Origin of the sequence: Segetibacter aerophilus, assembly GCF_007991655.1 — a bacterium.
Taxonomy (GTDB): Bacteria; Bacteroidota; Bacteroidia; order Chitinophagales; family Chitinophagaceae; genus Segetibacter; species Segetibacter aerophilus.
Window position 1 is genome coordinate 14,060 of the sequence record NZ_BJYT01000024.1, and the last position, 24,311, is coordinate 38,370.

Annotated in this window: 24 protein-coding genes, 1 tRNA gene and 1 pseudogene; 20 read left to right on the plus strand and 6 right to left on the minus strand. The window is 35.0% G+C overall.

Features of this window, described 5'->3' with window-relative positions:
* Positions 1-11 precede the first annotated feature (11 nt).
* A complete protein-coding gene (gene dapA / locus SAE01_RS20245; protein ID WP_147205631.1) occupies positions 12-914 on the minus strand; it encodes a 4-hydroxy-tetrahydrodipicolinate synthase in 903 nt (300 codons plus the stop codon).
* 21 nt (positions 915-935) lie between these two features.
* A complete protein-coding gene (locus SAE01_RS20250; protein ID WP_147205632.1) occupies positions 936-1,916 on the minus strand; it encodes an acetyl-CoA carboxylase carboxyltransferase subunit alpha in 981 nt (326 codons plus the stop codon).
* Positions 1,917-2,046: 130 nt separating this feature from the next.
* Between SAE01_RS20250 and SAE01_RS20255 the strand changes: the two genes are divergently transcribed.
* From SAE01_RS20255 to SAE01_RS20290, 7 genes and pseudogenes are all read left to right on the plus strand, one after another.
* Positions 2,047-2,120 (plus strand) — tRNA-Asp (locus SAE01_RS20255).
* A gap of 165 nt (positions 2,121-2,285) precedes the next feature.
* Positions 2,286-3,434: a site-specific integrase gene (locus SAE01_RS20260; protein WP_147205633.1), complete on the plus strand. Its 1,149-nt coding sequence runs from the start codon at positions 2,286-2,288 to the stop codon at positions 3,432-3,434.
* 217 nt (positions 3,435-3,651) lie between these two features.
* Positions 3,652-3,990 (plus strand): hypothetical protein, encoded by a 339-nt coding sequence (locus tag SAE01_RS20265; protein ID WP_170234219.1) that lies wholly within the window; start codon positions 3,652-3,654, stop codon positions 3,988-3,990.
* Positions 3,991-4,532: 542 nt separating this feature from the next.
* The gene (locus tag SAE01_RS20270; RefSeq protein ID WP_147205635.1) at positions 4,533-4,844 is read left to right on the plus strand and encodes a hypothetical protein; all 312 of its coding nucleotides are present in this window, start codon (positions 4,533-4,535) and stop codon (positions 4,842-4,844) included.
* A gap of 187 nt (positions 4,845-5,031) precedes the next feature.
* The gene (locus tag SAE01_RS20275) at positions 5,032-6,183 is read left to right on the plus strand and encodes an AAA family ATPase (protein ID WP_170234220.1); all 1,152 of its coding nucleotides are present in this window, start codon (positions 5,032-5,034) and stop codon (positions 6,181-6,183) included.
* A gap of 129 nt (positions 6,184-6,312) precedes the next feature.
* Positions 6,313-7,317, plus strand: a pseudogene (locus SAE01_RS24980) (DUF6371 domain-containing protein).
* A gap of 377 nt (positions 7,318-7,694) precedes the next feature.
* Positions 7,695-9,674 carry an NACHT domain-containing protein gene (locus SAE01_RS20290; RefSeq protein ID WP_147205639.1) on the plus strand — a complete coding sequence of 660 codons (1,980 nt, stop codon included), beginning with the start codon at positions 7,695-7,697 and terminating at the stop codon, positions 9,672-9,674.
* Between the two features lie 244 nt (positions 9,675-9,918).
* Here the strand turns inward: SAE01_RS20290 and SAE01_RS20295 are convergent, their stop codons facing one another.
* Complete coding sequence (locus SAE01_RS20295) at positions 9,919-10,458, minus strand: TRADD-N-associated membrane domain-containing protein (protein WP_147205640.1); 540 nt, start codon at positions 10,456-10,458, stop codon at positions 9,919-9,921.
* Positions 10,459-10,619: 161 nt separating this feature from the next.
* Between SAE01_RS20295 and SAE01_RS20300 the strand changes: the two genes are divergently transcribed.
* From SAE01_RS20300 to SAE01_RS20315, 4 genes are all read left to right on the plus strand, one after another.
* Positions 10,620-11,225: a recombinase family protein gene (locus SAE01_RS20300; RefSeq protein ID WP_147205641.1), complete on the plus strand. Its 606-nt coding sequence runs from the start codon at positions 10,620-10,622 to the stop codon at positions 11,223-11,225.
* Positions 11,226-11,441: 216 nt separating this feature from the next.
* Positions 11,442-11,585: a multidrug transporter gene (locus tag SAE01_RS20305; protein WP_147205642.1), complete on the plus strand. Its 144-nt coding sequence runs from the start codon at positions 11,442-11,444 to the stop codon at positions 11,583-11,585.
* Positions 11,586-11,594: 9 nt separating this feature from the next.
* Positions 11,595-12,101: a super-infection exclusion protein B gene (locus SAE01_RS20310; protein ID WP_147205643.1), complete on the plus strand. Its 507-nt coding sequence runs from the start codon at positions 11,595-11,597 to the stop codon at positions 12,099-12,101.
* A 122-nt stretch (positions 12,102-12,223) separates the two neighbouring features.
* The gene (locus SAE01_RS20315) at positions 12,224-12,826 is read left to right on the plus strand and encodes a hypothetical protein (RefSeq protein WP_147205644.1); all 603 of its coding nucleotides are present in this window, start codon (positions 12,224-12,226) and stop codon (positions 12,824-12,826) included.
* Between the two features lie 266 nt (positions 12,827-13,092).
* Here SAE01_RS20315 and SAE01_RS20320 read toward each other — a convergent pair whose 3' ends face one another.
* Positions 13,093-13,377, minus strand: coding sequence for a hypothetical protein (locus SAE01_RS20320; RefSeq protein WP_170234221.1), 285 nt, complete (start codon positions 13,375-13,377; stop codon positions 13,093-13,095).
* A gap of 401 nt (positions 13,378-13,778) precedes the next feature.
* Between SAE01_RS20320 and SAE01_RS20325 the strand changes: the two genes are divergently transcribed.
* The 7 genes from SAE01_RS20325 to SAE01_RS24585 all read left to right on the plus strand — a co-directional run bounded on the left by SAE01_RS20325 (position 13,779) and on the right by SAE01_RS24585 (position 18,600).
* On the plus strand, positions 13,779-13,967 hold the full coding sequence (locus SAE01_RS20325; protein WP_147205646.1) for a hypothetical protein: 189 nt from the start codon (positions 13,779-13,781) through the stop codon (positions 13,965-13,967).
* 1,192 nt (positions 13,968-15,159) lie between these two features.
* Entirely contained in the window at positions 15,160-15,375 is a 216-nt protein-coding gene (locus tag SAE01_RS20330) for a response regulator (RefSeq protein ID WP_147205647.1), read from the plus strand.
* Positions 15,376-16,217: 842 nt separating this feature from the next.
* On the plus strand, positions 16,218-16,643 hold the full coding sequence (locus SAE01_RS20335; RefSeq protein WP_147205648.1) for a DNA-binding protein: 426 nt from the start codon (positions 16,218-16,220) through the stop codon (positions 16,641-16,643).
* A gap of 308 nt (positions 16,644-16,951) precedes the next feature.
* Positions 16,952-17,152, plus strand: a complete 201-nt coding sequence (locus SAE01_RS20340; protein ID WP_147205649.1) for a toll/interleukin-1 receptor domain-containing protein — start codon at positions 16,952-16,954, stop codon at positions 17,150-17,152.
* A 140-nt stretch (positions 17,153-17,292) separates the two neighbouring features.
* Positions 17,293-17,727, plus strand: coding sequence for a hypothetical protein (locus SAE01_RS20350; RefSeq protein ID WP_147205650.1), 435 nt, complete (start codon positions 17,293-17,295; stop codon positions 17,725-17,727).
* A gap of 202 nt (positions 17,728-17,929) precedes the next feature.
* The gene (locus SAE01_RS20355) at positions 17,930-18,331 is read left to right on the plus strand and encodes a VOC family protein (RefSeq protein WP_147205651.1); all 402 of its coding nucleotides are present in this window, start codon (positions 17,930-17,932) and stop codon (positions 18,329-18,331) included.
* 92 nt (positions 18,332-18,423) lie between these two features.
* The gene (locus SAE01_RS24585) at positions 18,424-18,600 is read left to right on the plus strand and encodes a nucleotidyltransferase domain-containing protein (RefSeq protein ID WP_170234222.1); all 177 of its coding nucleotides are present in this window, start codon (positions 18,424-18,426) and stop codon (positions 18,598-18,600) included.
* Between the two features lie 410 nt (positions 18,601-19,010).
* On the opposite strand, the gene SAE01_RS20360 is transcribed toward SAE01_RS24585, so the two are convergent.
* Together SAE01_RS20360 and SAE01_RS20365 are read right to left on the minus strand one after the other, a co-directional pair.
* Entirely contained in the window at positions 19,011-19,835 is an 825-nt protein-coding gene (locus SAE01_RS20360) for a hypothetical protein (protein ID WP_170234223.1), read from the minus strand.
* A gap of 750 nt (positions 19,836-20,585) precedes the next feature.
* On the minus strand, positions 20,586-22,163 hold the full coding sequence (locus SAE01_RS20365; protein ID WP_147205653.1) for a hypothetical protein: 1,578 nt from the start codon (positions 22,161-22,163) through the stop codon (positions 20,586-20,588).
* 652 nt (positions 22,164-22,815) lie between these two features.
* Here SAE01_RS20365 and SAE01_RS20370 point away from each other — a divergent pair.
* Complete coding sequence (locus SAE01_RS20370; protein WP_147205654.1) at positions 22,816-23,094, plus strand: hypothetical protein; 279 nt, start codon at positions 22,816-22,818, stop codon at positions 23,092-23,094.
* Between the two features lie 114 nt (positions 23,095-23,208).
* Positions 23,209-24,147 carry a hypothetical protein gene (locus SAE01_RS20375; RefSeq protein ID WP_147205655.1) on the plus strand — a complete coding sequence of 313 codons (939 nt, stop codon included), beginning with the start codon at positions 23,209-23,211 and terminating at the stop codon, positions 24,145-24,147.
* The last annotated feature ends 164 nt before the right edge of the window (positions 24,148-24,311 follow it).

Genomic DNA, 24,311 nt, shown 5'->3' on the forward strand with positions numbered 1-24,311 from the left:
AAAAAAGGCGCTTAAAGCGCCTGATATATTTTTAAACTTTCCAGGTACTCTTTGACCTTACTATGATGTGTCTCACTTAACGGGACAAGGGGCAAACGTAACTGGTTTTCAATTATACCTAACTCAGCTAACACAGCCTTCACTCCTGCCGGGTTATTTTCTACAAACAGTAAATCAAACCCATGCAGCATCTTGAAGAGAAGGCCTTTTGCTGAATTGAAATCACTTCTTAAACATTGCCTCACCATTTCAGAAAAATCTTTAGGAAAACAGTTGGCAGCAACACTAATCACGCCGTCCATACCTGCTGCTATTAGTGATAGCGCAAGATGGTCGTCGCCACTGGTAACAAGAAACTCTGAAGGTCGATCTTTAAGAATATGGAAGCATTGAATCATGTTGCCACTTGCTTCTTTGATACCCATAATATTCGAGCACTCATTGGCAAGGCGGATAGTCGTTTCAGCAGCAATATTGCTAGCAGTACGTCCCGGAACATTATATAAAATGATTGGTTTAGGAGCTGCTTCAGACAACAGTTTATAATGGCGAAATAAACCTTCCTGCGACGGTTTGCTATAATACGGACTTGCACTTAATATTGCTGTCGCTTGCTGGAGGGGATAAGTTTCAATGTCGTTAATTACCTCTTTGGTATTGTTGCCACCTATACCAACAACAATAGGCACGCTTAATCCAACCTTACGATATGTGAACTCTAAAATGTCAATTTTTTCTGACTTACTTATTGTTGGAGTTTCCCCGGTTGTACCTAGTACCACCAGATATTCAACTCCGCCATGTATCACAAAGTCTATCAACCTATCATATGCTTCGAAATCGATATCCTGGTTCTCTTTAAAAGGAGTGACCAAGGCAACGCCTGTACCCTTTAATGTATCTCTTAACGACATTGTAATTATTAGTGTTTTTATTTATTCAGGCAATTCTTCCCAGAAACCCATTTTGCTAAACTTCTCAATTCTTTGTTTAACCCTTTCTGCAGGATCTATTTGCTTAAGCTCTTTGATAATTGGAACAAGGTAATTTTTAAGTATTAAAGCAGCTTCATCATAGTTCCAATGTGCGCCTCCAATTGGTTCAGGTACCACTCCATCAACAAGCCCAAATTCAAACATGTTATCAGAAGTAAGCTTTAGTTGTTCTGCTGCAGTTTCTTTCATATCCCAGCTTCGCCACAATATTGAACTGCAGTTCTCAGGTGAAATAACTGTATACCACGAATTTTCAAGCATTAAAACCTTATCGCCTACACCAATTCCCAACGCACCGCCGCTGGCTCCTTCTCCAATAATTACACAAATGACCGGTACTTTCAACCTGATCATTTCATAAATATTACGTGCAATAGCTTCCCCCTGCCCTCTTTCTTCAGCCTCCATCCCAGGAAATGCACCTGGAGTATCTATTAACGTTATTACAGGCTTATTAAACTTTTCCGCTAATCTCATCAACCGCAATGCTTTTCTGTAACCCTCGGGATTAGCCATCCCAAAGTTTCGCAGCTGCCTCATCTTTGTGTTAACCCCTTTTTGCTGCCCAATAAACATCACAGTTTCTCCCGCCAACTGTGCAAACCCGCCTACCATTGCCTTATCATCTTTCACATTTCGGTCACCGTGAAGCTCGATGAAATTAGTGCACATCTTATTGATGTACTTTAGAGTGTAGGGTCTGTCGGGGTGCCTGCTTAACTGAACGCGTTGCCAGGGAGTAAGATTTTCTGTTATTTCTCTTCGTTTTTCAACTATCGAATCTTGAAGTTGGATAATAGTTTGGGTGTAGTCAACCTTTGCGTTTTTATCTGCAAGTTTCTTCGTTTGCTCAATCTGCTCGTATAAATCCTTAATCGGCTGCTCAAAGTTTAGAAATTGTCTGTTGGGGTATTCCGGCATATTCAAATGGTTGAAAGGGTAAAATTAAGTGTAGAAATTTTTTCAAGAAAGTTTTGTTTGTAGAAATCCTTTACCCTTATCTTTGCCATCCCAAAATAACGACTAATAGTTGTAAATCGAGGGAAAAAACGGATCGGTAGTTCAGTTGGTTAGAATGCCGCCCTGTCACGGCGGAGGTCGCGGGTTCGAGTCCCGTCCGGTCCGCATAGCTCAAACGCAAAAAACATAGAAAGGATGCTGTAATAGGCGTCCTTTCTGCATTTTAGGGAAGTACCCTCCTCCTGTTATTCCATCGTAAGCCCCCATAAACACTCGCTTACCGACGGGAATTACTAAACACATCGCTAAACACTCACTAAACAGTTTAACATGGAGGACGTAAAATTCATTCCGGCATTACGCAAAGATGACATTAACAAACAAGGAACATCAGCACTTGTGATTAAGGTATTTCTTAATAATAAGCTGATAACGATGGAGGGCTTTAAGAAAAGGTTGGCACCTGTAGATTTTGATGATGATTTTAGACAAGTAAAAAAAAGCCATCCCAACTACATTTACTTGAACAAACTCCTTAAACAACGGATAAGTGAATTAGAAAATATGGTTCTTGAGAAGCAGTTACTAAAGTTTAGACTTACAAAAGACAAGCTGAAACAATTAATTAAAGGATTTGATATAGGTGTAAGCTTTAGTCACTATGCGAAGGATATGTTGAAGAGCATGAAAGGGAAATACAGCGATGAAACAATCGATACCTATCAAACTGAACTGGATAAAATTCATCTTTTTGCGGGCAGTGATATTTCCTTTGCTGATATTGATGTAAGGTTTTTGCGCAAATACGAGGAACACCTTAGGAAGAACACGGTTAACAGCAATAATACTATCCATAAGGCATTTAAGTTTATGAAACGTACATTCAATGCAGCCAATAAAGAGGGAGTATTTAAAGGCTATCCTTTTGGCGACTACGACTGTCCTAAATATCAAGAAGTAGATAAGGAATGGCTGGAATGGAGTGAGGTGCAAAAACTACATTCACTATTTAATGCCGAACTTACAAAACCTATATATTATGTTCTTGTGCATTTTCTAATAGGTTGCCACTCGGGTCTTCGGGTATCTGATTGGATTCAGTTTAATCCTTTTAAACATATTAAAAATGATAGGCTTATTTTAAGAGCCAAAAAGAATGATGAGTTGGTTTCATTAACTATCAGTCCACAGTTGAAGGATCTTCTAAACCGGTCTAAATTCATTTTCGATCATTATAAATATACTGGAAAGACTTTTAATGTATACCTAAAGTACATTGCTGGAATAGCAGGGATTCAAAAAAGCATCACTACCCATTGGGGGCGCCATACATTTTCCGTACACTGCGCTGAGACAGGTATAAGTAAAGAAACTACGGCTGAATTAATGGGCGTTACAGTTGAAACTGTAGAATATTATTATAAGGTGACAAATCGAAAGATTGATAAAGAATTTGAGCTATTTAGCAAGGTGGGGTGATTAAAACAACTGTCGCATTGGTTTAATAGTTGAATTAATTAAATCAGAAGTTGCGTTTACATTTAATTAATTCAATAAAACCTTTTATATCCGGCACAATTTTTAATTTTTACCAATCTTCCTAGGTAAGAATTGTTAGAAAACACCTAGTCATTACCTTTATGATCCGGCTAAGGTTATCCCTTCTAAGCCAAAATCGCTTCTCATTATATAATTAATGTCCGAAGGTGTTTATATCACGCGAACAGAATGGAATCAGATTAGTAAGCAGATCACATTCATGCAACAATGGATCTTAAACAATAGTAAACCACGTCTACAGCATAAGGAATTAAATGAAGCTGAGGCAATGGAACTAATAGGTTGTAAGAAAACCAAGCTGGATGAGTTACGAAGAAAACAAGAATTAGACTGGAGGTATGTAACAATTAATAAGACTACTGGTTCTGGTAGTGGAATTAGAATCAAAAGGCAATCCGTGGAAGATTACATTGAGAACATGTATTTGGAAACATCGTCTTTAGAAACGCCATTTAAACTTAAAAAAGCAGCATAATACCACGTTGTAGAGATTGAATTGGAGGATAACAAATTTTATAATCCCTTTATCCTCTGAAAGTAATCATATTTGATGTTGCTAATATAATTAGCACCTTCTTACACAATTGATGTATATTTGTATCGGCAAATGTAAATTCATGTACCACTTACATTCTGTGCTCTACATACCGCATTTCCAATCGCAGAAAAAGATCGTGCTTATACCCACAAGCCAACAATGTTTACATTAACTCCTGAGTTATCGAAGCCTGAAGCTTTCAAAACAAAAAAAGAAATCTGCCAACACTTCAGTATAAGCTTATCAAACCTTGATAAAAAATTAAAAGCCGGTAAACTACCAAAGCATAAACTTTTTGGTAGGGTATTGCTTAAAATCAGTGAAGTAGAATCTGTTATATCCTAATTGACTCAACACAAATCGCACACTCCATCGCCTGAGAAGATCGCTATAAAAAATTAATAATTTTGAAATTAACGAATCAAAGAGTCATGTGTAACTACATAAATGACCCAAAAGACTTGTACAAATCTTGGAACATGTCCAAAGACTTGCAGATGAAAATGAACCTTCTTATTCATTCTTCAGAAATGATCGAGTGTTATTCATCAGATCTAGATTTATTAGCAATAAGAGAACAGACTATCTCTTCTTTATGCAGCTTGCTATACCAAGATTTCCTGTTTTTAAAGGAGGGATTTGAAAAGATAGGAGTAAATAAAGAAAACATTGAAATGCACTGCTCTTACTTGCAGGTTTTCAAAGGTTTGTTTGGATATACTCTTTTCTTGGATGATAAGCTCAACTTGAATGAGATAGCAACTGAGTTAAAGAGATTTGATATTCTTTAAGGAATCCAAGAATAGGAAGATAGTTCAAATACTCATCTTCCTATTCTTACTAATGACTTTTACCCTCCATTTATTTAAAACTTATCCCACATCTAGGAAGGTAGAAGGGTGTTATTTTTTTACCAGTTGAAAAATCGCAAATTAAGATCGTAATACACTTGGCAGCGAAGTTACTGCTACTTTAATCGTGCAATTACAAAATGAAATCAATCAAAAGAAAATCAGTGAGAAAGAAATAGCTCTTGAAGTAGTTAAAAAAATTAATCAAGAGTTTCAAATATTAGAACGGCAAAGAAGGTCTCTACCAACTCCTAATGAAAACAACTGGCAGGAGGTTTTATCAAATGCGAAGATTGATCCGCACAAGCAATATTCAAAACCTGATGTTTGTATTTCAGTAAATGATAAAACTGGTATAGGAAGGTTTGGAACTTTAGGAAATTTCTCATTGATTACCGGTAAAGCGAAAAGCCGGAAAACCTTCTTCATTAGCTATCTGTTAGCTCAAGCATTAAATAGCAAGGAACATTCAAAGTTTAATATTACACTAAGGGAGAATTACGGGAGAATTGTTTTGTTTGACACGGAACAAACCGTAAACGATGTAAGTCAAGTGTTAGATAGAGCTATAAGAGCATCATCAAAATATAAAAATACTGTTGAAGCATATAGTTTACGTGCCTATTCCCCTGATCATAGAAGATTATTAATTGAAAAATTTATTTCAAATACTCCAGATCTAGGTATTGTCATCATTGACGGAATTCGTGACCTTATTAAAGATATTAATAGCCCTGAAGAAGCTACTAACATTTCCTCTGATTTACTAAGATGGACAGAAGAAAGAAACATTCATATCATAACAGTATTACACCAGAATAAGGGAGACAATAATGCAAGAGGGCATTTAGGAACTGAATTAGTTCATAAGGCGGAAACTGTGGTGTCAATTGAAAAAAGGGATGAAATCAGTATAGTAACACCTCAACAATGCAGAGGAAAGGATTTTGAACCATTTGCTTTCAGTGTGGATCAGGAGGGTATACCTCTTATCATTAGTGACTGGCAGTCTTCAGGAAGTCATTCTGCGGCAAATAAAATAAATCCTATAACTAAATCAACTGAGTGGCATCAACAACTGTTGCTACAGGTATTTCAAATGAGGAAAGAATATCATTATAAGGAACTAGTAGATGCGGTTAAAGTTGAGCTTGGAAAAGCTGGAGGTCGAGCTGGAGAAAATGCTGCAAGAGACCTTATCAAGGATTATAAAAGCAAAGGGTTATTATCAAATGAAAGAATAGAAGGGAAAAAATATCCTGTCTACAAGTTATCTTAATCAGTTTATTACCGCCTATATATATAGGCGGTTAAACTAGTAAACTGATAGATATTAGATGGTTTATTTAAAGTGGTTTAAACCGATAAACCGATTGGCATTAGTAATTAAAAAAAAAATTTGTAATTGATGGATCGTAATAATTATAGAGTTGGGCTGGATAAAACCAGTAAAAAATTTCCTTGTCCACAATGCGGGCAAAGACGGTTTGTAAAATACATTGATACAGAAACGCAAGAATTTTTATCTGATGAGGTAGGCAGGTGCGATAGAGAAAATAACTGTGGTTATCACCTCACTCCTAAAGAATATTTTAATGATACTGAAAATATAGGTTCTATTCCTGAAGCACTGCAACCAAAAACAATACAACAAGAAACTAGGCAAGTAGAGTATTTACCTCTTGAGATGGTGGAGCTTTCTATGGAACAAAATAATAAAACGTCTTTTGCTGCTTACATCAAGTCTCTTTTTCATACTGAAATCTGTGATAAACTGTTATCAAATTATATCGTGGGAAATAGTTTTAAACCTGAGGAAAGTCCAGCTTGTATTTTCTGGAGAATTGACAAAGATGGAAACATAAGGACTGGTAAAGTGATGCATTATGACAAGGTTTCCGGCAAACGTGATAAGCAAATGGTGCCGACATGAATGCACTGTAATTTTAAGAATTTTAATTACCAATTATGTTTTTACGGAGAGCATTTATTGGCAGAACATCATGATAAACCGGTCGCTATTGTTGAAAGTGAAAAGACAGCAATAATCGCTTCCGCCTTGATGCCAAACTTTGTATGGTTGGCAACTGGTGGAAAATCGGGATGTAAATGGAAGGAGTATGACGTTCATAAAGTACTTAAAGAAAAGAACGTTTTGCTATTCCCTGACTTCGGATATGCAAATCGAAAAACTGGTAAAACCTGCTATCAGTATTGGTGTGAATGTGCAGAAGTAATAAGAAAATCTGTACCATGCAGAATAAGTGTAAGTAGAATATTAGAAGATACTTTACCAGAGGCGGAGCGTATTAATGATTTGGATTTGGTCGATGTATTTATTAGAAGAGAAAGAAGATCCGGCTATGCGGTAGACAACAAAGGGAAATTTTTATTTATAACCCTAGAGGGTTGAAAAATGTAAATTAAACTATCAATAAAAGTTAAGGGTGCAGACTACGCTGGATGCGTAAAAAGGGTAATAAAATAAACTAGCATGTTATAAATAAAATAAGAGGTGTTCAGGAACAATTAGTAATGTCTACCTCGATGACTTAAACCGGCAGCATGATAACAAATATTAAGAGATGCAGTGCAACTTGGATGTTTTGAAAAAAGATTCATCATTTGCTAATTAAGAATAATAGCATACATCGTTCACTTGCGCAATAAAAGAAACTCCCTAAAAAGAAACGAGAAAGCTGTTATAATTGATGAAAAATAAATAACAGACTGATTTTTTTAAAAGAATAAAAGTTTAGATATTAACGGTATTATTAATAATATAAGTTTATGGAAGGACTTTTATTTCAGCAAATAGGAGCATTTGCATTGCCTCTTGTTACAAAGGCTGTCGAGAAATTTATTGAGCCTAAAATAAAAACATTGTCAGAAATGACAGGGGAAAAATTGCAGATCGCGAAACATGTGTTTGTTAACACTTTTGAGAAAACACTTTTGTACTCTTATAAGAAACATTCCGTCCTTAACACCATAGTTTTTAATAATCAACAAAAGCTACTTAAAGACTTATATATACCCTTAACCATTAAAACAAGTTCTACCATTGAGGAAACTATTGATGATCGCTGTAGTGCTTACATAAAAAGGGTAAAAAAAGTTTTAATAACAGATACCGCAGGAATGGGTAAGTCAACAATAATGAAGAAAATTTTTTTAAGTACTGTTGAAATGGAAAACGGTATTCCAGTAATGGTTGAATTAAGAAGGTTAGGGAAAGATAAATTGATACTCGACGAAATACTTGAACAATTAAATACAGTAAAAAAGCCGACAAACAAAGCTCTAGTTTTAGAGTTGATAGAGAAGGGTGACTTCGTTTTTTTGCTGGATGGCTATGATGAAATTTCACTCCGCGACAAAGCAATTGTTACAAAAAATATCCAAGACTTTATTTCTAAGGCCAACAACAATTGTTTTGTAATTGCTTCTCGTCCTGAGGGTGCTTTGGCTTCTTTTGGTGATTTTTTAAAGTATACAATCTTGCCGTTAAGAAAGGAGCAATCTTATGAATTATTAAGAAAATATAACGATTATGGTGAATTAGCTGAAAGGTTAATAGCGAAAATAAAAGAAAGGGAAAATGATAGTATTGACGAATTTTTAATCAACCCACTTCTAACCTCCCTCCTATATAACGCCTTTGAGCATAAACAAACAATTCCTTTTAAAAAACATATTTTCTATCGGCAAGTTTTTGATGCGTTTTTTGACACCCATGACATATCTAAGGGCGATTCCTATGTTAGAGATAAAATATCAGAAATAGACTCGGATGATTTTCACAAGATGCTACGTTATATGGGCTTTTATTGCATGAAAAGAAGTAGGATAGAATTTAATAAAGATGAATTGTTAAACATAATTTCCGAAGCAAAAACTTTTTCCGCAATTTCGCATGTCCAACCTAATCTCTTTCTTAAAGACTTATTGATTTCCGTTCCTCTGTTTGTTTTAGACGGTATATATTTTAAATGGGCACATAGATCAATTCAGGAATATTTTGCAGCACAATTTATTTATATAGATGCCAAATCCCAACAAAAAGAAATTTTACTAAAACTTGTACAAAATCCTGCAATCGAGAAGCATCTGAATGTACTTGATCTTTATTACAGTATCGATTTTAAGTCCTTTAGAAAAATAGTAGTTAAATCACTAATTGAAGAGTATCTTTTCTTTAGCTCCTCTCAATATCGTGACAACGTGATTGCAGACGAACTTCGTACGGAAAGAATTCATCTTTGTTTTGAAAAGGAATTTTTAATATTTGTTACCGATAATGCTGTTGATCATACCTCTGTAAAAAGTGGGGTTCCATCAAAATTACGTGGGGATAAAAAAGAGTTTATAATACGACAAAATGTTTTAAAAGGAGGTGGGATTTGGATACTATATGTTCATCACTATCGACATTGGTTGATGTCAATGTTATATGGAAAAGGCCATCCTTTGGTACTCCATCCCTACATTAAAAAAAGCGCGAGTCCTACTGAAAATGAAAAATTAATGTGTCGATCTAGAATTCGTTATGATATGCCAAAAGACATATATTTTCCAATAAATGACAAAAAGGAAATGCCATTCAATTTCCCTGATAATTTTGACGATACTAACAAACTTATAAAATTGGCATTTTATTCTAACGAGCACTATAGAATTAATATTTCCGAAGCCGATAAGATATTAAAAGAAATTCAAGACGAAATTTCCTTAGAGGATAAAACTAATTTTCTTTTGGATGGTCTTTAATTTTCAGCAGTTAGTGATGCCTATAATCGTCTTTCTGATACCATCAAATCCTCTACCCCCACCCTCACCTAAGCCAAATCTTACTTTCCTCATTTTTATTATTGCTTTACTGCTAACTTGAAAATTGGTGCTAGTATGTTGATTATAATTTCTCCTTTTTAGCGAATACTCAAAGGGGCAGAATGGAGATTTTGCTAGAGAACTTACGTAGATTAAATTTATTAAATGTATAAATAGAAAATGATCATGCATCAGAGGTTTTTGGAGGATGACTTTTTCCTTTGGTTACCATTTCTAAAGTAAGCATTGGCGCATTAGACATTTTTTCAATAAGCTCACGTCGACCTTGATCTCGCACACTTTGATCATCTATATTGTCGCAGATACAGTTAGCTATTAGATATCGGTTTGTCCTTTCCAAGCAGATATGGAATGAGGAGAATTGTCTTGCCGCTTTTCCATAGAGATGAAAATTAATTCCAGATATTACTTGAATAAGTCCACCAGCGATAATGCTAATCTTATAACTTTCACCTCTATTATATAAAGCTATTGCTACAATAAAAAAAACTGTTCCTACTACTGCTGCGCCTAAAGCACAATAAAAGCTCTGTTGAGCTTGCCTTCGGCAATCTTGGTAATAACTAATAATCATTGCCTGCAAGTTTGCTCCTATCTCATTCGTTTTCCCTGCAGGTATTTTAGCGATCTCCTCACAATTGTTTTTTGCTTCTTTAAGGTGTTTTGTTCCATTGTTACTGGCTGGAATTGAAAATGTTTCCATGTATAATATTATTTACTACAATATACAATCAATTCAATCATATAAGGGTATGCTTGGAATTGAACGCTTCTTTTTAAAAAAACATCGTATAAACACATGTATTATTTTGCCACCCTAAAATAATACATTAGCTTCACCTCATAGTCTAAAATAGCTGTATCATGAGTAAAGTGAAATATGTACGCACATCAACCGAAGAACAAAATACAAGCAGACAGGAAACTAACTCAAGTAACTTTGATAAAGTGTACATAGACCGGTGCAGTGGCGCAACAAAGATGGGTGAACGGAAAGAAGGGAAGAAGCTTTTAAAAGATATAGAAATGGGTGCAATAACAGAAGTGCATTGTAGTAGTATTGATCGTTTAGGCAGAAACTTGCTTGATGTACTTCATATGCTGGATCTGTTTAATAAGCAGGATGTTAATTTATTCGTAGAAAACATCGGCATGTACTCCATGATTGCTGGAAAACCTAATTCCACATTTAAACTGATTTTAACCGTGTTAAGTAACGTTGCCGAAATGGAGAAAGAATTTATCCTTGAACGACAAAAACAAGGTATTGCGATAGCTAGGGCTAAGGGCAAATACAAAGGCCGGCTGTATGGTACTAAAATAAGTGATGAAAAATTACTAGAGAAATATAAGAAGGTTGTTACTGAATTAAAAAAAGGCGAATCACTTAGAAGGGCTGCTAGATTAGGTGAATGCAGTTTAGGTACTGCACAAAGGGTACAGAAACTACTAACCTCTCCGAATACTTAACCAAGTAATCATTTCCTGACTGTACTACATTCTAGAAAAGAACCGGTAAAGTGCAGAAGATAAAGGGGCTAATAGCTCAATAACTAGCAGTGATCTTGAGAATTTTAATATAACGAATTGCCATAACATATTTACACATTCTTATTACCCACAGTGTTGATATTTAAACTGTTAAGCCTTAATAGTTTCATTTAGATTGCATCAAACAATTAATTTATGGCAAAAGCGACAAAACCTGCCACTAGAACGGCATATAGAGATGCAGGTAATGGACAATTGATTACTAAGAAGGAAGCAGAAAGAAGACCAGCAAATACTGTTGTTAAAGAAAAACTTCCGTTACCGGCAAAGAAAAAATAGGTATATCAGATGGACTTTGGATTAGTAGACAAGCTTTTTGATATTAAGAAGATTCCCACTCGGGTAGTTTTCTTAATTCTAGTGCTAGCCACTTTACTATTATTTACACCCGAAACTTTTATAAATAGACTGTCATTATCAGAATTCAAAAAAGAGTATTCAAAGTATATTGGAATTTTTTTTATCAGCTCTCTTGCTTGGATAATAATAACCTCCGTTTCATGGATACTCACTCAAATTTCCAATATTCTTGAAAACAAAAAGCTGGATAGGGAATTTAAGGAGGTGATGAAGACTTTAGATAATGAAGAAAGGATAATACTTTACGCTTTCAGTGGCCAATCCACGCTACAACTTGTAATTAATTCTCCGGTTGTAGCAGGTTTAATAAGCAAGAGGATCTTGTATAAAGTCGGGCAATTTGGCTCCCCAACCTTTCATGGTGAAATATTGTGGAACTGCAGCTTAAATCAAAGAGCCTGCAAATATATCAGTCGGGAAAGTTTAAAATTCTAGCCGCAGTTAGCAGCTCACGGAATGCTATTCACACCTGCATGAAGACTTGGTCGTTTACAGTAAGCTGTAAAACTGCTAAAAGACCGAAGTTTTGAAAATCTAAAATTTTATAAATTTTAAATATGGACAGACGAGCAATCAGGAAAGACATAATGGAATTAATTGATCAAAATCTGTATAACAATGTGGACATAGCTCCGATTATTGAGAAACACACATCTGGAAAAGAAATTGAAGAGCAAGGAAATGTACGAGTTGCAATCGTAGACATTTTGGGAGAAATGCGTGATGAAGGTTATATTACTTTCGCTGACAGTTACCTTAATATTACCGGTAGACAAGGAAGAATGTGGCTTAGCAGTTCTGCATTCATTAGGAGCACAAGTAAATACGAGAGGGAAAAAGAGAAGCAATCTTCCTCATTATACATAGGAGGCAACATGACAGGTAATATCAACACCGGACAAGTTCACGGAAACGTTCATCAAGAAAATACCAGTTCAACTATAATTGATGCAAATGAAGAAGCCGAACTAAAGTCTTATGGAGTTGAACAGTCACAGGTTGACGAGCTAAAATCAATAGTAAGCACATCTAAGGATAAAGCAACTCTTACGTCTAAAGCAATGAAGTGGTTAGCAAGTGTTTCAACTTCAATAGCAGCTCGAGGTCTATATGAGAATATTCCGGCAATTACCGACTTCGTTCATAAACTGATTTCTTAGGCCTTCTGCCAACACAGGTTTTTGCCAGAAGAAACAATGATTGTGGTAGATATTGTGCTTTCAATTAGACGAAAAGTTCAACTCAATCTTAATTCAAGACGTTACTTTACTGACCTGAATTATTATCTTCAATTACCGGCTATGATTTGTAGAATCAGAAATACGTAACACTAAAGGCATTGCCGGCATCAATGCAGGTGCTTGTTACATGGTATATATAAAGCTAGTGACGCACTTAAAACGTTTTAGTTCTTAATACCTTGATTTCATTTTCTATAATAATCCACCACCCGCTTTGTAAATACCTGCAGCTTAGTATGCAGCTTATTCAATTGCAGGAAACCGGCTTGTATCCCTTCGTTAGGATGTCTTATCTGTAAACCTTTTAGAAACTCTTCGCTTGCGTTAGCGTATTGGAAAATGTGTTTGAAATCCTCAGGCGAATACCACCACCGGTAAGAGGGATCATATAACCACATACCCTTGCTTTTAGCTTCGTCTGCTAATTTCCTTGCATCCTGCGACAGCATAAATACTAAAATTTTTAGCAAATGTAAGGTTCAGTGTTCTTGAAATATATATACCCGTGATTATTAAATAGTTTTTTTATTGTGCTACGCTGATTAAGAAATAATTAAAATATTATTTATAATAGGAATAGCTAGTATATGTTTAGACCTTACATAAAACATTTTTGTTATGCTAAAGTCTTCACTGCCTTATCTCGGTTATTCAATAGGCGCTTTCTTTATAGTGTTACTGTGGAGTTTTCAGCAGGTCTCACGCTTTGTATTGTATCTATTCAAATAGTTCTTCCCCCGTTACTTGTCATCTCCCCAGTATTTTAAACGAAAACTAAATATTTAAAGCCTTGCACAAGATGTGAGGTTTTTTTATTATCCCTATAATGTTCATATTATAAACTAATACTATAGCATTGTACTTTTAATATATGGCCGATACCCCTACCTATACGTTAGAGCAATTGCAAGAACTTATACCTCTATCAAGTCTAGAAGAGCTTAAATTAATTACGGAAATTGTTAAGACTGAAAAAGCACTTTTCAGTACAATGACAATGTCAAAAATTCTTTTAGCTATTAGTAAAAGGACACTTTATTTAGGTAGAAATATTGCTTAGGGTTAGCAGCTGTTAGGAATTGTTTAGTGCAGGGGCAAACTGTTATTGAATAAACAGCAGGTTATAGACGACAAGATAAAAAAAAGACGATTTAAGCCCGTTATAGCTGAGGATCTGAAAAAGAATATGCTCAACTAAATTTGTCCCATTCAGAATGAACATCCTAATTCTTTAGGTTCACCCCAACTAGAGAAATTTCTATCAACCAGATTAAACAAAAAAAGGAGGCCATTATGGCACCTCCTTCTTCAACTTGGGGGTTATCAAAAAATCTGCAAAAAAGCAATCTTTTTGAGGTTGCAAAAGTAAAACTTGGTTGCATATGCAATCACTTAAAATATTTTAATAACCATATGTAATTTAGTAGGTGCATGTATTTTAGGTGCTGAAACTTTGGGGGTTTCTTTTATATGTGTGGGCTGGGTAAAACTAGCCCACTCATTATTTTCGGATCTTTTGACTAGAGATTTTCTGGTTACTTCAATCGTAGTTGCTTCTCTATCTCCGTTTTTCAAATGTTTAGTACAGTTTTAAGCAAATATTTTTATAGGCTAATCGGCTTAAAAAATAGAAAATATTACTTTAGTATATGAAAAATTAATTTGTGTTAGAGCTTTCGTCAAAAGTTTCATTTATGAACAAACCATCTACTTATATAGGGTATTTCATAGGAGCTCTATTATCAATTTTAGCTGGAATGCAACCCGAGCTATTTGCTTTTACTCTTTCCTTAAAAAGAAACTGTATTAACCCCCCAACCGGTTGCTAACCTCTTTTATAACATGCAGGATAAAGAACGAACTAAGCTAATTGAACTAACTAGAATAGCAATAGATATTAATAAGGAACTATTAGCAAATGAAAAAAAGTTTGTTGAGGCCGTTTCTTCTAATCAGAGCCGCTCTTACTTAAAGGATTTGAACGAAAAGATTCACTGGCTGTGCCGCAAAGAGCGCTTATATCTGGGTGCGGTAAAATCTCTCTTGAATAGAAACAGGTAATAGATATTCTTAGCAGTACTCTTGTAATATGTCATAAATAGCAATTAATATCGCATTGTCTTTTCATATATTTTGGATTAAATGAACAGGGCTCGGATCTCTATCCTTAGCCCTTCTTGTTTGATAAACATTACGTTCATTGCTATAATACTTACCAGATTGTTGCATTAGTTATTGTTCAAAAAATTACTATGACCACACGACCCTCAATCCTAATTGCGGATGATGATGATGATGACCGCCTATTCCTTCAAAATGCTTTTGATCATCATAACTTTCATGATTTAGCGATGTTTGAAGATGGTACTCAAGTCTTGAAATATCTAGAAACAACAAGTGTTCTTCCACAGATGATTGTGTCTGATTTTAATATGCCCGTATTAACGGGATTAGAACCTATTAACTAAAGTTAAACAAAATGAAAGGCTAGGTCTATTAAGGTGTTTATATTAAGTACAAGCGATCAAGAAATCCTAATAAACAGGTGTCCCAAAGTTGGTGCAGCGGGGTATTATGTGAAGCCTAACAGTCAAAATGAACTATTTGATATACTGGAATGTTAATATCCAGTATAAAACAAGACAATGGGATCAGAACTACAACCGAGACTTCTTAATAAACTTATAACCGGTGTGAGAGAAGAAATTTCACGTCTGGAATTTGAACTTTCAGAAGCAAAAAAGGCTCGTGCCTCTGTACAACAACTCAGGAAAATAAAAACTAGGATTAAGGTTTATAAAGGTTTAAGGAAAAGTAGCAAGGTGTAAACAATTAACGTTATTACTGCTGTTTAAAGTCCCTAAAATGAATTAATTACTGTATTACCCAAATATTTTTTATTTCGCAACTCTAAGTTTTCAGCGTGTGTAAGAAGTAAAAAGCCTTTAAGTTATTTTTTCTATTTCACAACCGTTATTTCTACACTTTTAATACCTAAATTTTCCGGCTTACCATGCTGCTTAGTTTTTAAACGGTTTACTGACTGGTGAAAGGAATAAACGACAACATAACCTCGGTTACCTACCGCTTTTAAGAAGTCTTAATGCTATTTTAAACAACCAAGCAAAATAACTTTCCATCCTCCTTCGTTCACTTTAGATGAAAACCTTGCTAGAAGGAATTATTTTCATCCTGTTTGTTGTTTTATTCTGCCTATCTAAATTAGTTACTGGTAAGGCAACTTATGTTGTAGCTGCTTTTCTATCTCTGAATAATATAATTATCCTAATTTTCGCTCCTAAATTGTCACATGAGAAAGTTAGCAACATTTACTATAGCAGTCTTAGCATATAGTCTCACATCTACAGCACAAACTAAGATACCAATTGATGAAGCTGGTAAACATATTGGTGAGACTGTAACAATTTGTTCAAAGGTATTTGGAGGCCGGTATGTTGATAATTCAGCAACAAAGCCAACACTGTTAAACTTGGGAGCAGCTTACCCAAATCATAAGCTTACCCTTCTTATTAATAACGATGATCGTAAGAACTTCACCGGAAAGCCTGAAGATGATTATACAGGGAAAAATGTGTGTGTTACCGGTAGGGTTATAGACTACAAAGGAAAACCGGAAATTGTCATCACTAAGCCTCAAGAAATTCAAATACAAAGTGGCGGTTCTTCTGAAGTGCCTGAAATAAGGGTTAAGGACTTTTTCTGGTTCGAGAATTAGATTAAGTCTCACTGCTAGGATCTGGCAGAGTTGTATAAACAGCGTTTTAAAGCCCATTAGCGATACTCCGGCCGTATTGAAGGAGTAGTAAAGAAAATCCAAAGGATGCTAATGAACCTGCTACGATGTCCCGAATACCCGCATATTACCAGTAGTTACGTAATCCATAGCCTATCGGCAGAAATTGTCTAAGAATTACTGGTTTGAAAATCTAAAAACGAGTAATATTCCCGTATCACATTTTAATCCTACAATTGTATTAATTGAATCAATGATCTATATTAGGGTTACTGTTTAAATATGGTTTAATGCCTAAAAAGTTTGGGGTTTTTATTTCCTACGATCATCAGGATGCGAAATACATAGAACCTATAATTCAGCTTATATCTGCAATGAGAAAGGACTTAGTATTTCAGGATAAGCTATCCTTACAAGCTGGAAAAAAATGGGAGCCGCAATTGCTTAAAGCATTAGACGAAGCAAAAATAATTTATTGTCTTTTGGTGTAAACATTCTGCCAAAAGTATTTACGTTGAGAAAGAATATAAAATAGCTATAGAGAGTAATAAAGAAGTCCTTCCTTTACTGCTTGATGATAGTGAACTGGCAGAACCACTTGCTGCATACCAATGGATTTCACAGACCGCTATTGATAGACTTATTTGAAACTGAATTAAAACCCCATTCAAGCGAAACCTACTCCACATCCTATCCCACCAAATATAGAACACATAAAAGAGGTAGATGGCCTATTCCTGTTATTATAGCAGGGTTAATTGCACTAATAGCAGTAGCTTTCATTAATGATTACAGAGAGATATTATTCATAGGCCTTTGTATCACACTTGCCTTGATCGGGGTAGTTTTAATTTTTTATTTCCTTCGTTTAATCTTAGTTGCAAAGTTTGTTGTAGGAGAGCCTCAGAAACGCAGTGAAAAATACAAAGATGGGCAGTATAAACGCTTTGATTTAGGAAAAGGTAATAGGTATCAAAAAACAGATGTCCAGTACAAATTACAGGATGAGTACATAATAGCAAATGGAATTTTCAAAAGCCTAAACGAAAAAATTCCACCTGAATAAAAATTATGGATCGAGGTTAAGCAACCAACTACAGAATTGCATTTTGCTTCTGTGGTTAATTGGAACTTCAGTTTTCCAATTGGCACAACTTCATAAACACGCAACATTGGCTGTAAAGATTTTAGCCTATCTACGATTTACGACAAAGAAAATTTAGAAGTCATAAATCAAATTTTTAATTTTTCACAAAAAACTATTTTTAATGGAAACTCTGGAAATAGTGGCAAAGCCGAAAAAATTCCTTAAACCCCTACCACATCTTCCTGTAAAAAATTTACGATTGACACTTGACTATTACAGAAATAAACTTGGTTTCGCAGACGAGTGGACACTTGGCGACACTGACGGGGGTACTCGAGGAGATGACTTAAGACTTCTGTTTGCGCAGGATAAACGTTTTACAGACGACATTAACAATAAAAATCATCATCTTCCTTTGATTTGGTTTGTTGACAACATAGACGCCTTATATGTGGAGTTTAAAAAACGGCAGGTCGAATTAGCAGATGATTTGCGGCCACACCCTTACGAACTTAGAGAATTTGCATTCATTGACATCAATGGCTATTATATTCGTATCGCTGAAAATCAAGGGGAGGAATAACACTTCACATACATGCCCAGCAGCCAACATGGGTATCTATGCAAGTATGGGCAGGACGTGCAACCAGAGACAACCGTTAATTAAGACCTTCAATGATACAAAAAGAATTTGCAGACAAGGTGACACAGATATTAAAGGACAATAAAAATGTTATTGGTTTAGCCGTTGCCGGTTCTTGGGCAACAAATGAAATTGATGAGTTTTCAGACCTTGATTTCTTGTTACAGAGGAAAAAATTACAAGCAACGAAAATAAAATCGACCAACTAAGAAAAACATTTTGGCCAGCTTCTTCCGGCATTCACCGGTAAACACACTCGGGAACCAAGAGTTTTAATTTGTCTTCATGAAAACCCTCTAATACATGTGGACATCAAATTCCTAACGCTCGTGAGTTTCATTAGAGAATTAAAACGCCAATCATTTTATTAGACACAGACAAACAACTAAAAACTATTGTTAAGCAAACGGAATCAGTGTTTCCATACCCTAACCATCAATGGATTGGAAACCGTTTTTGGACTTCGATTCATTATGTTCTTCTAAAAATCGGTCGGTTTGAGTATTTAGAAGCGTTTGACTTCTTTGGATTTTTACGAATGGTAGTATCTAGGCCCTTTACTTCATATGAAAAATGGAAATCTATTATGTTAACTCAAAAAAAAATTATGTTTTTTAATTTACCCATCGCACAATATCGCGTGAAGTAATTTTTTGAATTTGTTCTCGATTGAAGGCCGCATGAAATTTGTTATAAAAACGTAAGCACCAAGAATTAGCACAAAGATTAAACCTATTGTTCCAAAAACCTGTTGAAGTGAATTATTAAAATGTAATTTAAGAATAATAACCAAAGGGGAAATAAAAACCACTATTGTCATAGGTAGAATAATTGTTAAGCTAACCAATAGTTCAAATGCAGACCTATACCAACTTCTTTTGTAGATCAGGAGCGGGATTTGGCAACCTGTGAATTCCTTTTCAACCGAAGTATCAAGAACTTGCCCTTGTTCCAATAGACCAAATGTATCAGTACAACGGCCTGCTTTACGAATCAGAGAAATTTCAAATTTAATAGCTTCGCTCGTATTAGAAAGATCAATAAGGATTAGGTTTGCATGCTTGATCAATTCATCTGCCACCGGTTGCCATTCTTTATCATCCGCCTGAAGAATTATAGGTATGCTTCGAAATGGATGTTTGAGTTTAAGACCAGCAAAACCTATAGAAAAAGGATTCCAATCTCCAGTTTTACTTTTCGGGGGAGTTAAGTAAACCACGGGCTTCCCGGAAGGACTTTCACTAAGAATAAGGTTTATTAACACACGGTCAGAAAATGTAGAGAAGGACCGTAGAAATAATGTAAAAGGGCTTTGTAGAAACGATCTCGGCTTGAGATGTCTAACTAATGGCGGAATGATAATACCGCAGGTCCAAGCGCAATAAGGGATGCCGTAAAAAATAGCAGGGCTAACACCTTGAAGTACGATAAACATTAGGGGCATAAGAAACAATAAAGTGAGAAGAGAAAAAAATAGCAACGACTTCCAGCGAATCTTACCTAAAGGGTCAGGTGGCAAAACCCTTAATAAAAATCTGCCTAATGGTATCCCCACCAAAAACATTAATGGATTAAGAACTAAATTACCTATTAATCGCCATTTATCCCAATCACTTCTAAACTGCTGAACACTATTAGCATAACAGAAGACTCCTAGAAGAAAAAGAAGAACTCCACAGAACAAGGAAGAAGCAAATGTTAACAGAAAGACAACTTGTGATTTAAAGGTCGAGTTAAAATTGTTCATGAAAAGTGATAAACGCATCTGATAACAAATGATAGTGTTCTGCTAATTAATCATTGATGAAAAGAAAAGCATCGTGGCTTTAATCCGCTTAGAGGTACATTATTCCTACAACTTCTTTTTAGTCTTTAGAAGATATATCTGAGTAGACTTTCAGCTTCAAGTTTTTTTCTTTAGTTGATAGACAGATCATTTTAATTTACTCTTTCGTAATACCCAACACCATTATTTGTGGCACGTTGTGGAAAAGGTTTACGCCGTATTACTTCTACTACTTTAATAGTCTACTTATTCTATTCCTCAAAGTTGCTGTAGAGTACTAACTGCAACCTTAAAAGAATTTAATAAAGGAATTAACGGTTTTACCCGCTTATTATTCATGTTAAAACATAACATTTTAAGTGATATAAATTCCTCTTGCAAGATTGGTAGTTACTTCCCGAATTATTTTCAATATTGCACAAAGATGGATGATAAGGGAATTATAAACTTATCCTTGTACTTGTTAGTTATTTGACATGTCTTACCTTCCAACCTATCATAATCGAACTGATGGTCTTTTTTGCACATGTACTCAATATTGAACGGATCTTTATCAATGGTATTATTCACTTTGGCTGCGGAAGCCATAGTCCAATGGTTATCATATGAAATATTAGTTAGTTTATACCCATGAACACTGATGTAAATTTTTATATCCTTCGTTTTGGGTCCGTAATCTTTGTCTTTTTTTGCCGCTGCAAGTATTGATACTCCGCCTCGGGTTTTACTGAGTAATGAGTTAGTTTGGTCTTCCTCAATTCTTTTTCCATCAATAACGGCAAAGAGTGAGAGTGTGGGAACGCCTTTAATGAGATCAATTTTATTAGTAATGCTGGAGCCGAATGTGGGAATTGGAGCATTAATATTTAAAACAGGTATTTTATTCTCCAAAAGGAGTCTATTATCTTCTTCTAACTCATCCAAATGGTTAACAATGTTTGCAATAGTACTATCTAAGCTGTTTAATTCTTCCTCCGTAAACTCTAAGCGATAGGGATGTTTATCGTCCTCTCTAATCTTCAATAGTTCTTTTTCGTAAAACATAGAACGTTTAAATTCTTCTTTCAGTCTTGTTAAGCGGAATTCGTGTTGATTAGTCCATTTTATATACTTATCATTATTTAGAAGCGCATTGTTAAAAGATCGCAACTCGTACTGTAATTTTTGAGGATTATCTGCCTTCATTTTTTCCAAAAATTCTCCAATTTTTTGTCTCACGCTTGTCATCAATTTATCACTGTTGAGATTTTGGGTAGCAACATTTGTTATAAAACTACCATATTTAAAAGTTTCATAGCCTATTGCTTTACAATCTAATTGTACAGAGGATCGAACTCTATTCAATTTTAAAAAGGTATTTAAACTTGCAGTAACCTCTCCTATTGCTGATCCAAGAGGACCACCACCTTTTGCTGTTGCAGTTAATTCAGCTTTGAACTTTCTATTTATGTTAGTAAAGGTCATGATCAAATATATGTAGTGCCCATACTGGATATGCTCAACATAATGAGTACCGTACAAGTCATGAAACGCAAATGGATCATTCTCGTATTTGCTTCTCATCTCATCGAAATTTTCAATATTAGCTTCTTCTCTTTTTTTATAGGTATAACCTGTGAAGACTAGTGTTAGGCTATTTTCATCAATTAAATAGTCAACACCTAGTTTAGCCTCGGCCTCAAACATAGAAACCAATTTTGGTGCGTACTTGAGTTCAAAGTTTAGTGCAAATCGCAGTTGGTCCGCATTAGTCACTAAATGCACATCAAAATTTTCGTACACCAATTCTTTTGCATCCCCTTTGATTTTTAAAATTTTGTTTTGAATAGTAACACGAGGATCTTTAATGTTAATGGCTTCGCCTAAATCATAGGTAAAATCACGATTATAAAGAAGTGTTATCGTTGAATCAGTTACTACTTTAGCAGATTTTACTTCTTTTTCTTTTGCACGTTTAGTCTTGGTGACTTCTGTTTGCGAATTCATAGTTTTCGTTTTATAATTAGTAACAAGCTTAAATGCATTTTATACTCTTAAACACTTTCCATGAGTTAAGGCTAAATAGTAGATACCTAACAAAATTTTCTTAAAAAGCTCATTGTGGTTTAAAGCGAAGAAATCTTCAAATAATTTGTTTTAATCCTATCACAGTCTTTTGATCACCCAATGACTTCTAAATAGTTTATTGATTGATATTCTCCTGTTTATGCAAACACAACTCTTTTGTTATTATCAAGGAGCCTTTGCCATCAATAACCAATACGCCATTTTCTCATAACCGATACACCATTTTCTCACCCTTTTTTCTAAAAACTTATAATTGCGAGTCGTTAGTTATATCAAACAGAAGTAGTGGACATAATATTCGCTTTTGTAGTTGTCTGGAGTTTAAAGCAATAAATAGCAGTTGAGATAACCGCCTTTTTTTAGGAAACTGATAACCCGTTGTTAAAGTGATGCATTACTATTGCTTGGATCGCCTTTCGATTATATCCTAAACTCTAAAATTATCCTAATCTGTGAGAAAAGGTGTTAACTCTAGTTTACGTAACTGATGGGGTAAGAGATAAAATCAAACCTGTACTAAGTTAAAAAGAAGAACTAAAATGTGCAAATGTTTGGCATTAAAAATCCTTTCTTGAAGGCCATTTTTTCCATCTCCTGTAACTCAGCAAATGATTACCATGATCGCAACTATCATATAACAACTATGATGTACGATGTAACTATTCATATAAATGGGAATAACCTGACTGTTGAAAACTCTGTTTCTGGTACGTCTAAATTTACCTGCAAACAGTTTAACGATAGATTGGAATATCTGGAAGATGATAGTACTACACGTATTCTAAAGGTTCTTGCCAATGGATCAATTAGGTTTTCAGATAACCTTATTCTTGAAAAGTTAACTAAATAAAACTATTTCATTAGTAAACCGTATGGCTATTGCTTCATGAAAGTGCCCGCCTTATTCACATAAAGCCTCTTCTCACAAATTGAAGTAAAAGTCCGACATAGTGTAACAGCTACCATGACACAAGTAGAGATGTTAGAAATTTTGAAGAAAAGACCTTCTATACATGAATTATATTATGGCGCATTTATACAAGAGCCGCTGTTAATTAAAAAAGATTTGTTTGCAATTCCCCTTAAACCGCTTGGTTTCGCATCCCAAGCAAATTACTTGGCACAATATACTTTGGAAATCGGACGCACTTCTTTTGATGAGGATGGATTAAACAATCTGATTGCTCAAGGAGTGAAAGCGTTACCAGTGATTGCTATAGTTTGTTTACATGAGGATGATGCCTCTCCTCAAGAACTAGAAATAAAGGCAAAGGAAAGACTCGATAAAGCTAATCGAATCCTTAGTTGGGCGTCAGGAGACAACCTCACTCCTTTCGGAATTTTAACCTTGACAAAAGTTGCAAGCTTCTTCCGTTTGATTGTTCCTCATTCAAATAGTAGATTACGTTTAGGCTTTGGTAATACGGGAAAAGATTTTCAAAGCCAAATTTCTAATCTTACAAAAGTAATTGAAGAGGACGAGCACTTTTATTTTGGAATTTCAATATTTCAAGATGCTCTTAGAGAGGTAAACCCACAGTTTAAAGTCGCAAAGTTTTTTAGCTGTTTAGAGTGTTTTGCGTACCGGATAAAAAGCAAAGAGAGACCGTCACGAAAAGCTGTTAAGTATTTATTAGGGTTAGAACAAGGTGCAATTTCGGAAGTGGTTATTGATGGAAACAAGTATATATATGATGTAATAGAAATTGCTGGAAGAGTAAGAGATAAACTTTTTCATGGAGTTCAGTTTACAGAGAATAATTTAATTGCCGAAGCTAAAGGTGCAATTGAATTATATGACACGTATCCACACCAAATTGCGTCTTCAATTCAAAATTATTGTGAACTTGAAATAGCAAGGTGGTCAAACGGCACCTCGAGAGGTTTGAAACAGCCCGATTAGAGCAATTGTTATAGGTTGAGGAAAATAAATACGGCAAACGCAGCCAATCATATTGTAGCATTGCCTATACCTTTTAGGAAAGTACAGAAAGTTTATCCTTACACAGTTCTTTGCGTCATACTAATGAATAACTGCGAGCAATAGTAAGTTTGTCGAAAAGCTTA

Excerpts from the sequence above, each read along its gene's own strand:
- dapA (WP_147205631.1), bottom strand. The coding sequence starts at position 914 with ATGTCGTTAAGAGATACATTAAAGGGTACAGGCGTTGCCTTGGTCACT.
- SAE01_RS20250 (WP_147205632.1), bottom strand. The coding sequence starts at position 1,916 with ATGCCGGAATACCCCAACAGACAATTTCTAAACTTTGAGCAGCCGATT.
- SAE01_RS20260 (WP_147205633.1), top strand. The coding sequence starts at position 2,286 with ATGGAGGACGTAAAATTCATTCCGGCATTACGCAAAGATGACATTAAC.
- SAE01_RS20265 (WP_170234219.1), top strand. The coding sequence starts at position 3,652 with ATGTCCGAAGGTGTTTATATCACGCGAACAGAATGGAATCAGATTAGT.
- SAE01_RS20270 (WP_147205635.1), top strand. The coding sequence starts at position 4,533 with ATGTCCAAAGACTTGCAGATGAAAATGAACCTTCTTATTCATTCTTCA.
- SAE01_RS20290 (WP_147205639.1), top strand. The coding sequence starts at position 7,695 with ATGGAAGGACTTTTATTTCAGCAAATAGGAGCATTTGCATTGCCTCTT.
- SAE01_RS20295 (WP_147205640.1), bottom strand. The coding sequence starts at position 10,458 with ATGGAAACATTTTCAATTCCAGCCAGTAACAATGGAACAAAACACCTT.
- SAE01_RS20300 (WP_147205641.1), top strand. The coding sequence starts at position 10,620 with ATGAGTAAAGTGAAATATGTACGCACATCAACCGAAGAACAAAATACA.
- SAE01_RS20305 (WP_147205642.1), top strand. The coding sequence starts at position 11,442 with ATGGCAAAAGCGACAAAACCTGCCACTAGAACGGCATATAGAGATGCA.
- SAE01_RS20310 (WP_147205643.1), top strand. The coding sequence starts at position 11,595 with ATGGACTTTGGATTAGTAGACAAGCTTTTTGATATTAAGAAGATTCCC.
- SAE01_RS20315 (WP_147205644.1), top strand. The coding sequence starts at position 12,224 with ATGGACAGACGAGCAATCAGGAAAGACATAATGGAATTAATTGATCAA.
- SAE01_RS20325 (WP_147205646.1), top strand. The coding sequence starts at position 13,779 with ATGGCCGATACCCCTACCTATACGTTAGAGCAATTGCAAGAACTTATA.
- SAE01_RS20330 (WP_147205647.1), top strand. The coding sequence starts at position 15,160 with ATGACCACACGACCCTCAATCCTAATTGCGGATGATGATGATGATGAC.
- SAE01_RS20335 (WP_147205648.1), top strand. The coding sequence starts at position 16,218 with ATGAGAAAGTTAGCAACATTTACTATAGCAGTCTTAGCATATAGTCTC.
- SAE01_RS20340 (WP_147205649.1), top strand. The coding sequence starts at position 16,952 with ATGCCTAAAAAGTTTGGGGTTTTTATTTCCTACGATCATCAGGATGCG.
- SAE01_RS20355 (WP_147205651.1), top strand. The coding sequence starts at position 17,930 with ATGGAAACTCTGGAAATAGTGGCAAAGCCGAAAAAATTCCTTAAACCC.
- SAE01_RS24585 (WP_170234222.1), top strand. The coding sequence starts at position 18,424 with ATGATACAAAAAGAATTTGCAGACAAGGTGACACAGATATTAAAGGAC.
- SAE01_RS20360 (WP_170234223.1), bottom strand. The coding sequence starts at position 19,835 with ATGCCCCTAATGTTTATCGTACTTCAAGGTGTTAGCCCTGCTATTTTT.
- SAE01_RS20365 (WP_147205653.1), bottom strand. The coding sequence starts at position 22,163 with ATGAATTCGCAAACAGAAGTCACCAAGACTAAACGTGCAAAAGAAAAA.
- SAE01_RS20375 (WP_147205655.1), top strand. The coding sequence starts at position 23,209 with ATGACACAAGTAGAGATGTTAGAAATTTTGAAGAAAAGACCTTCTATA.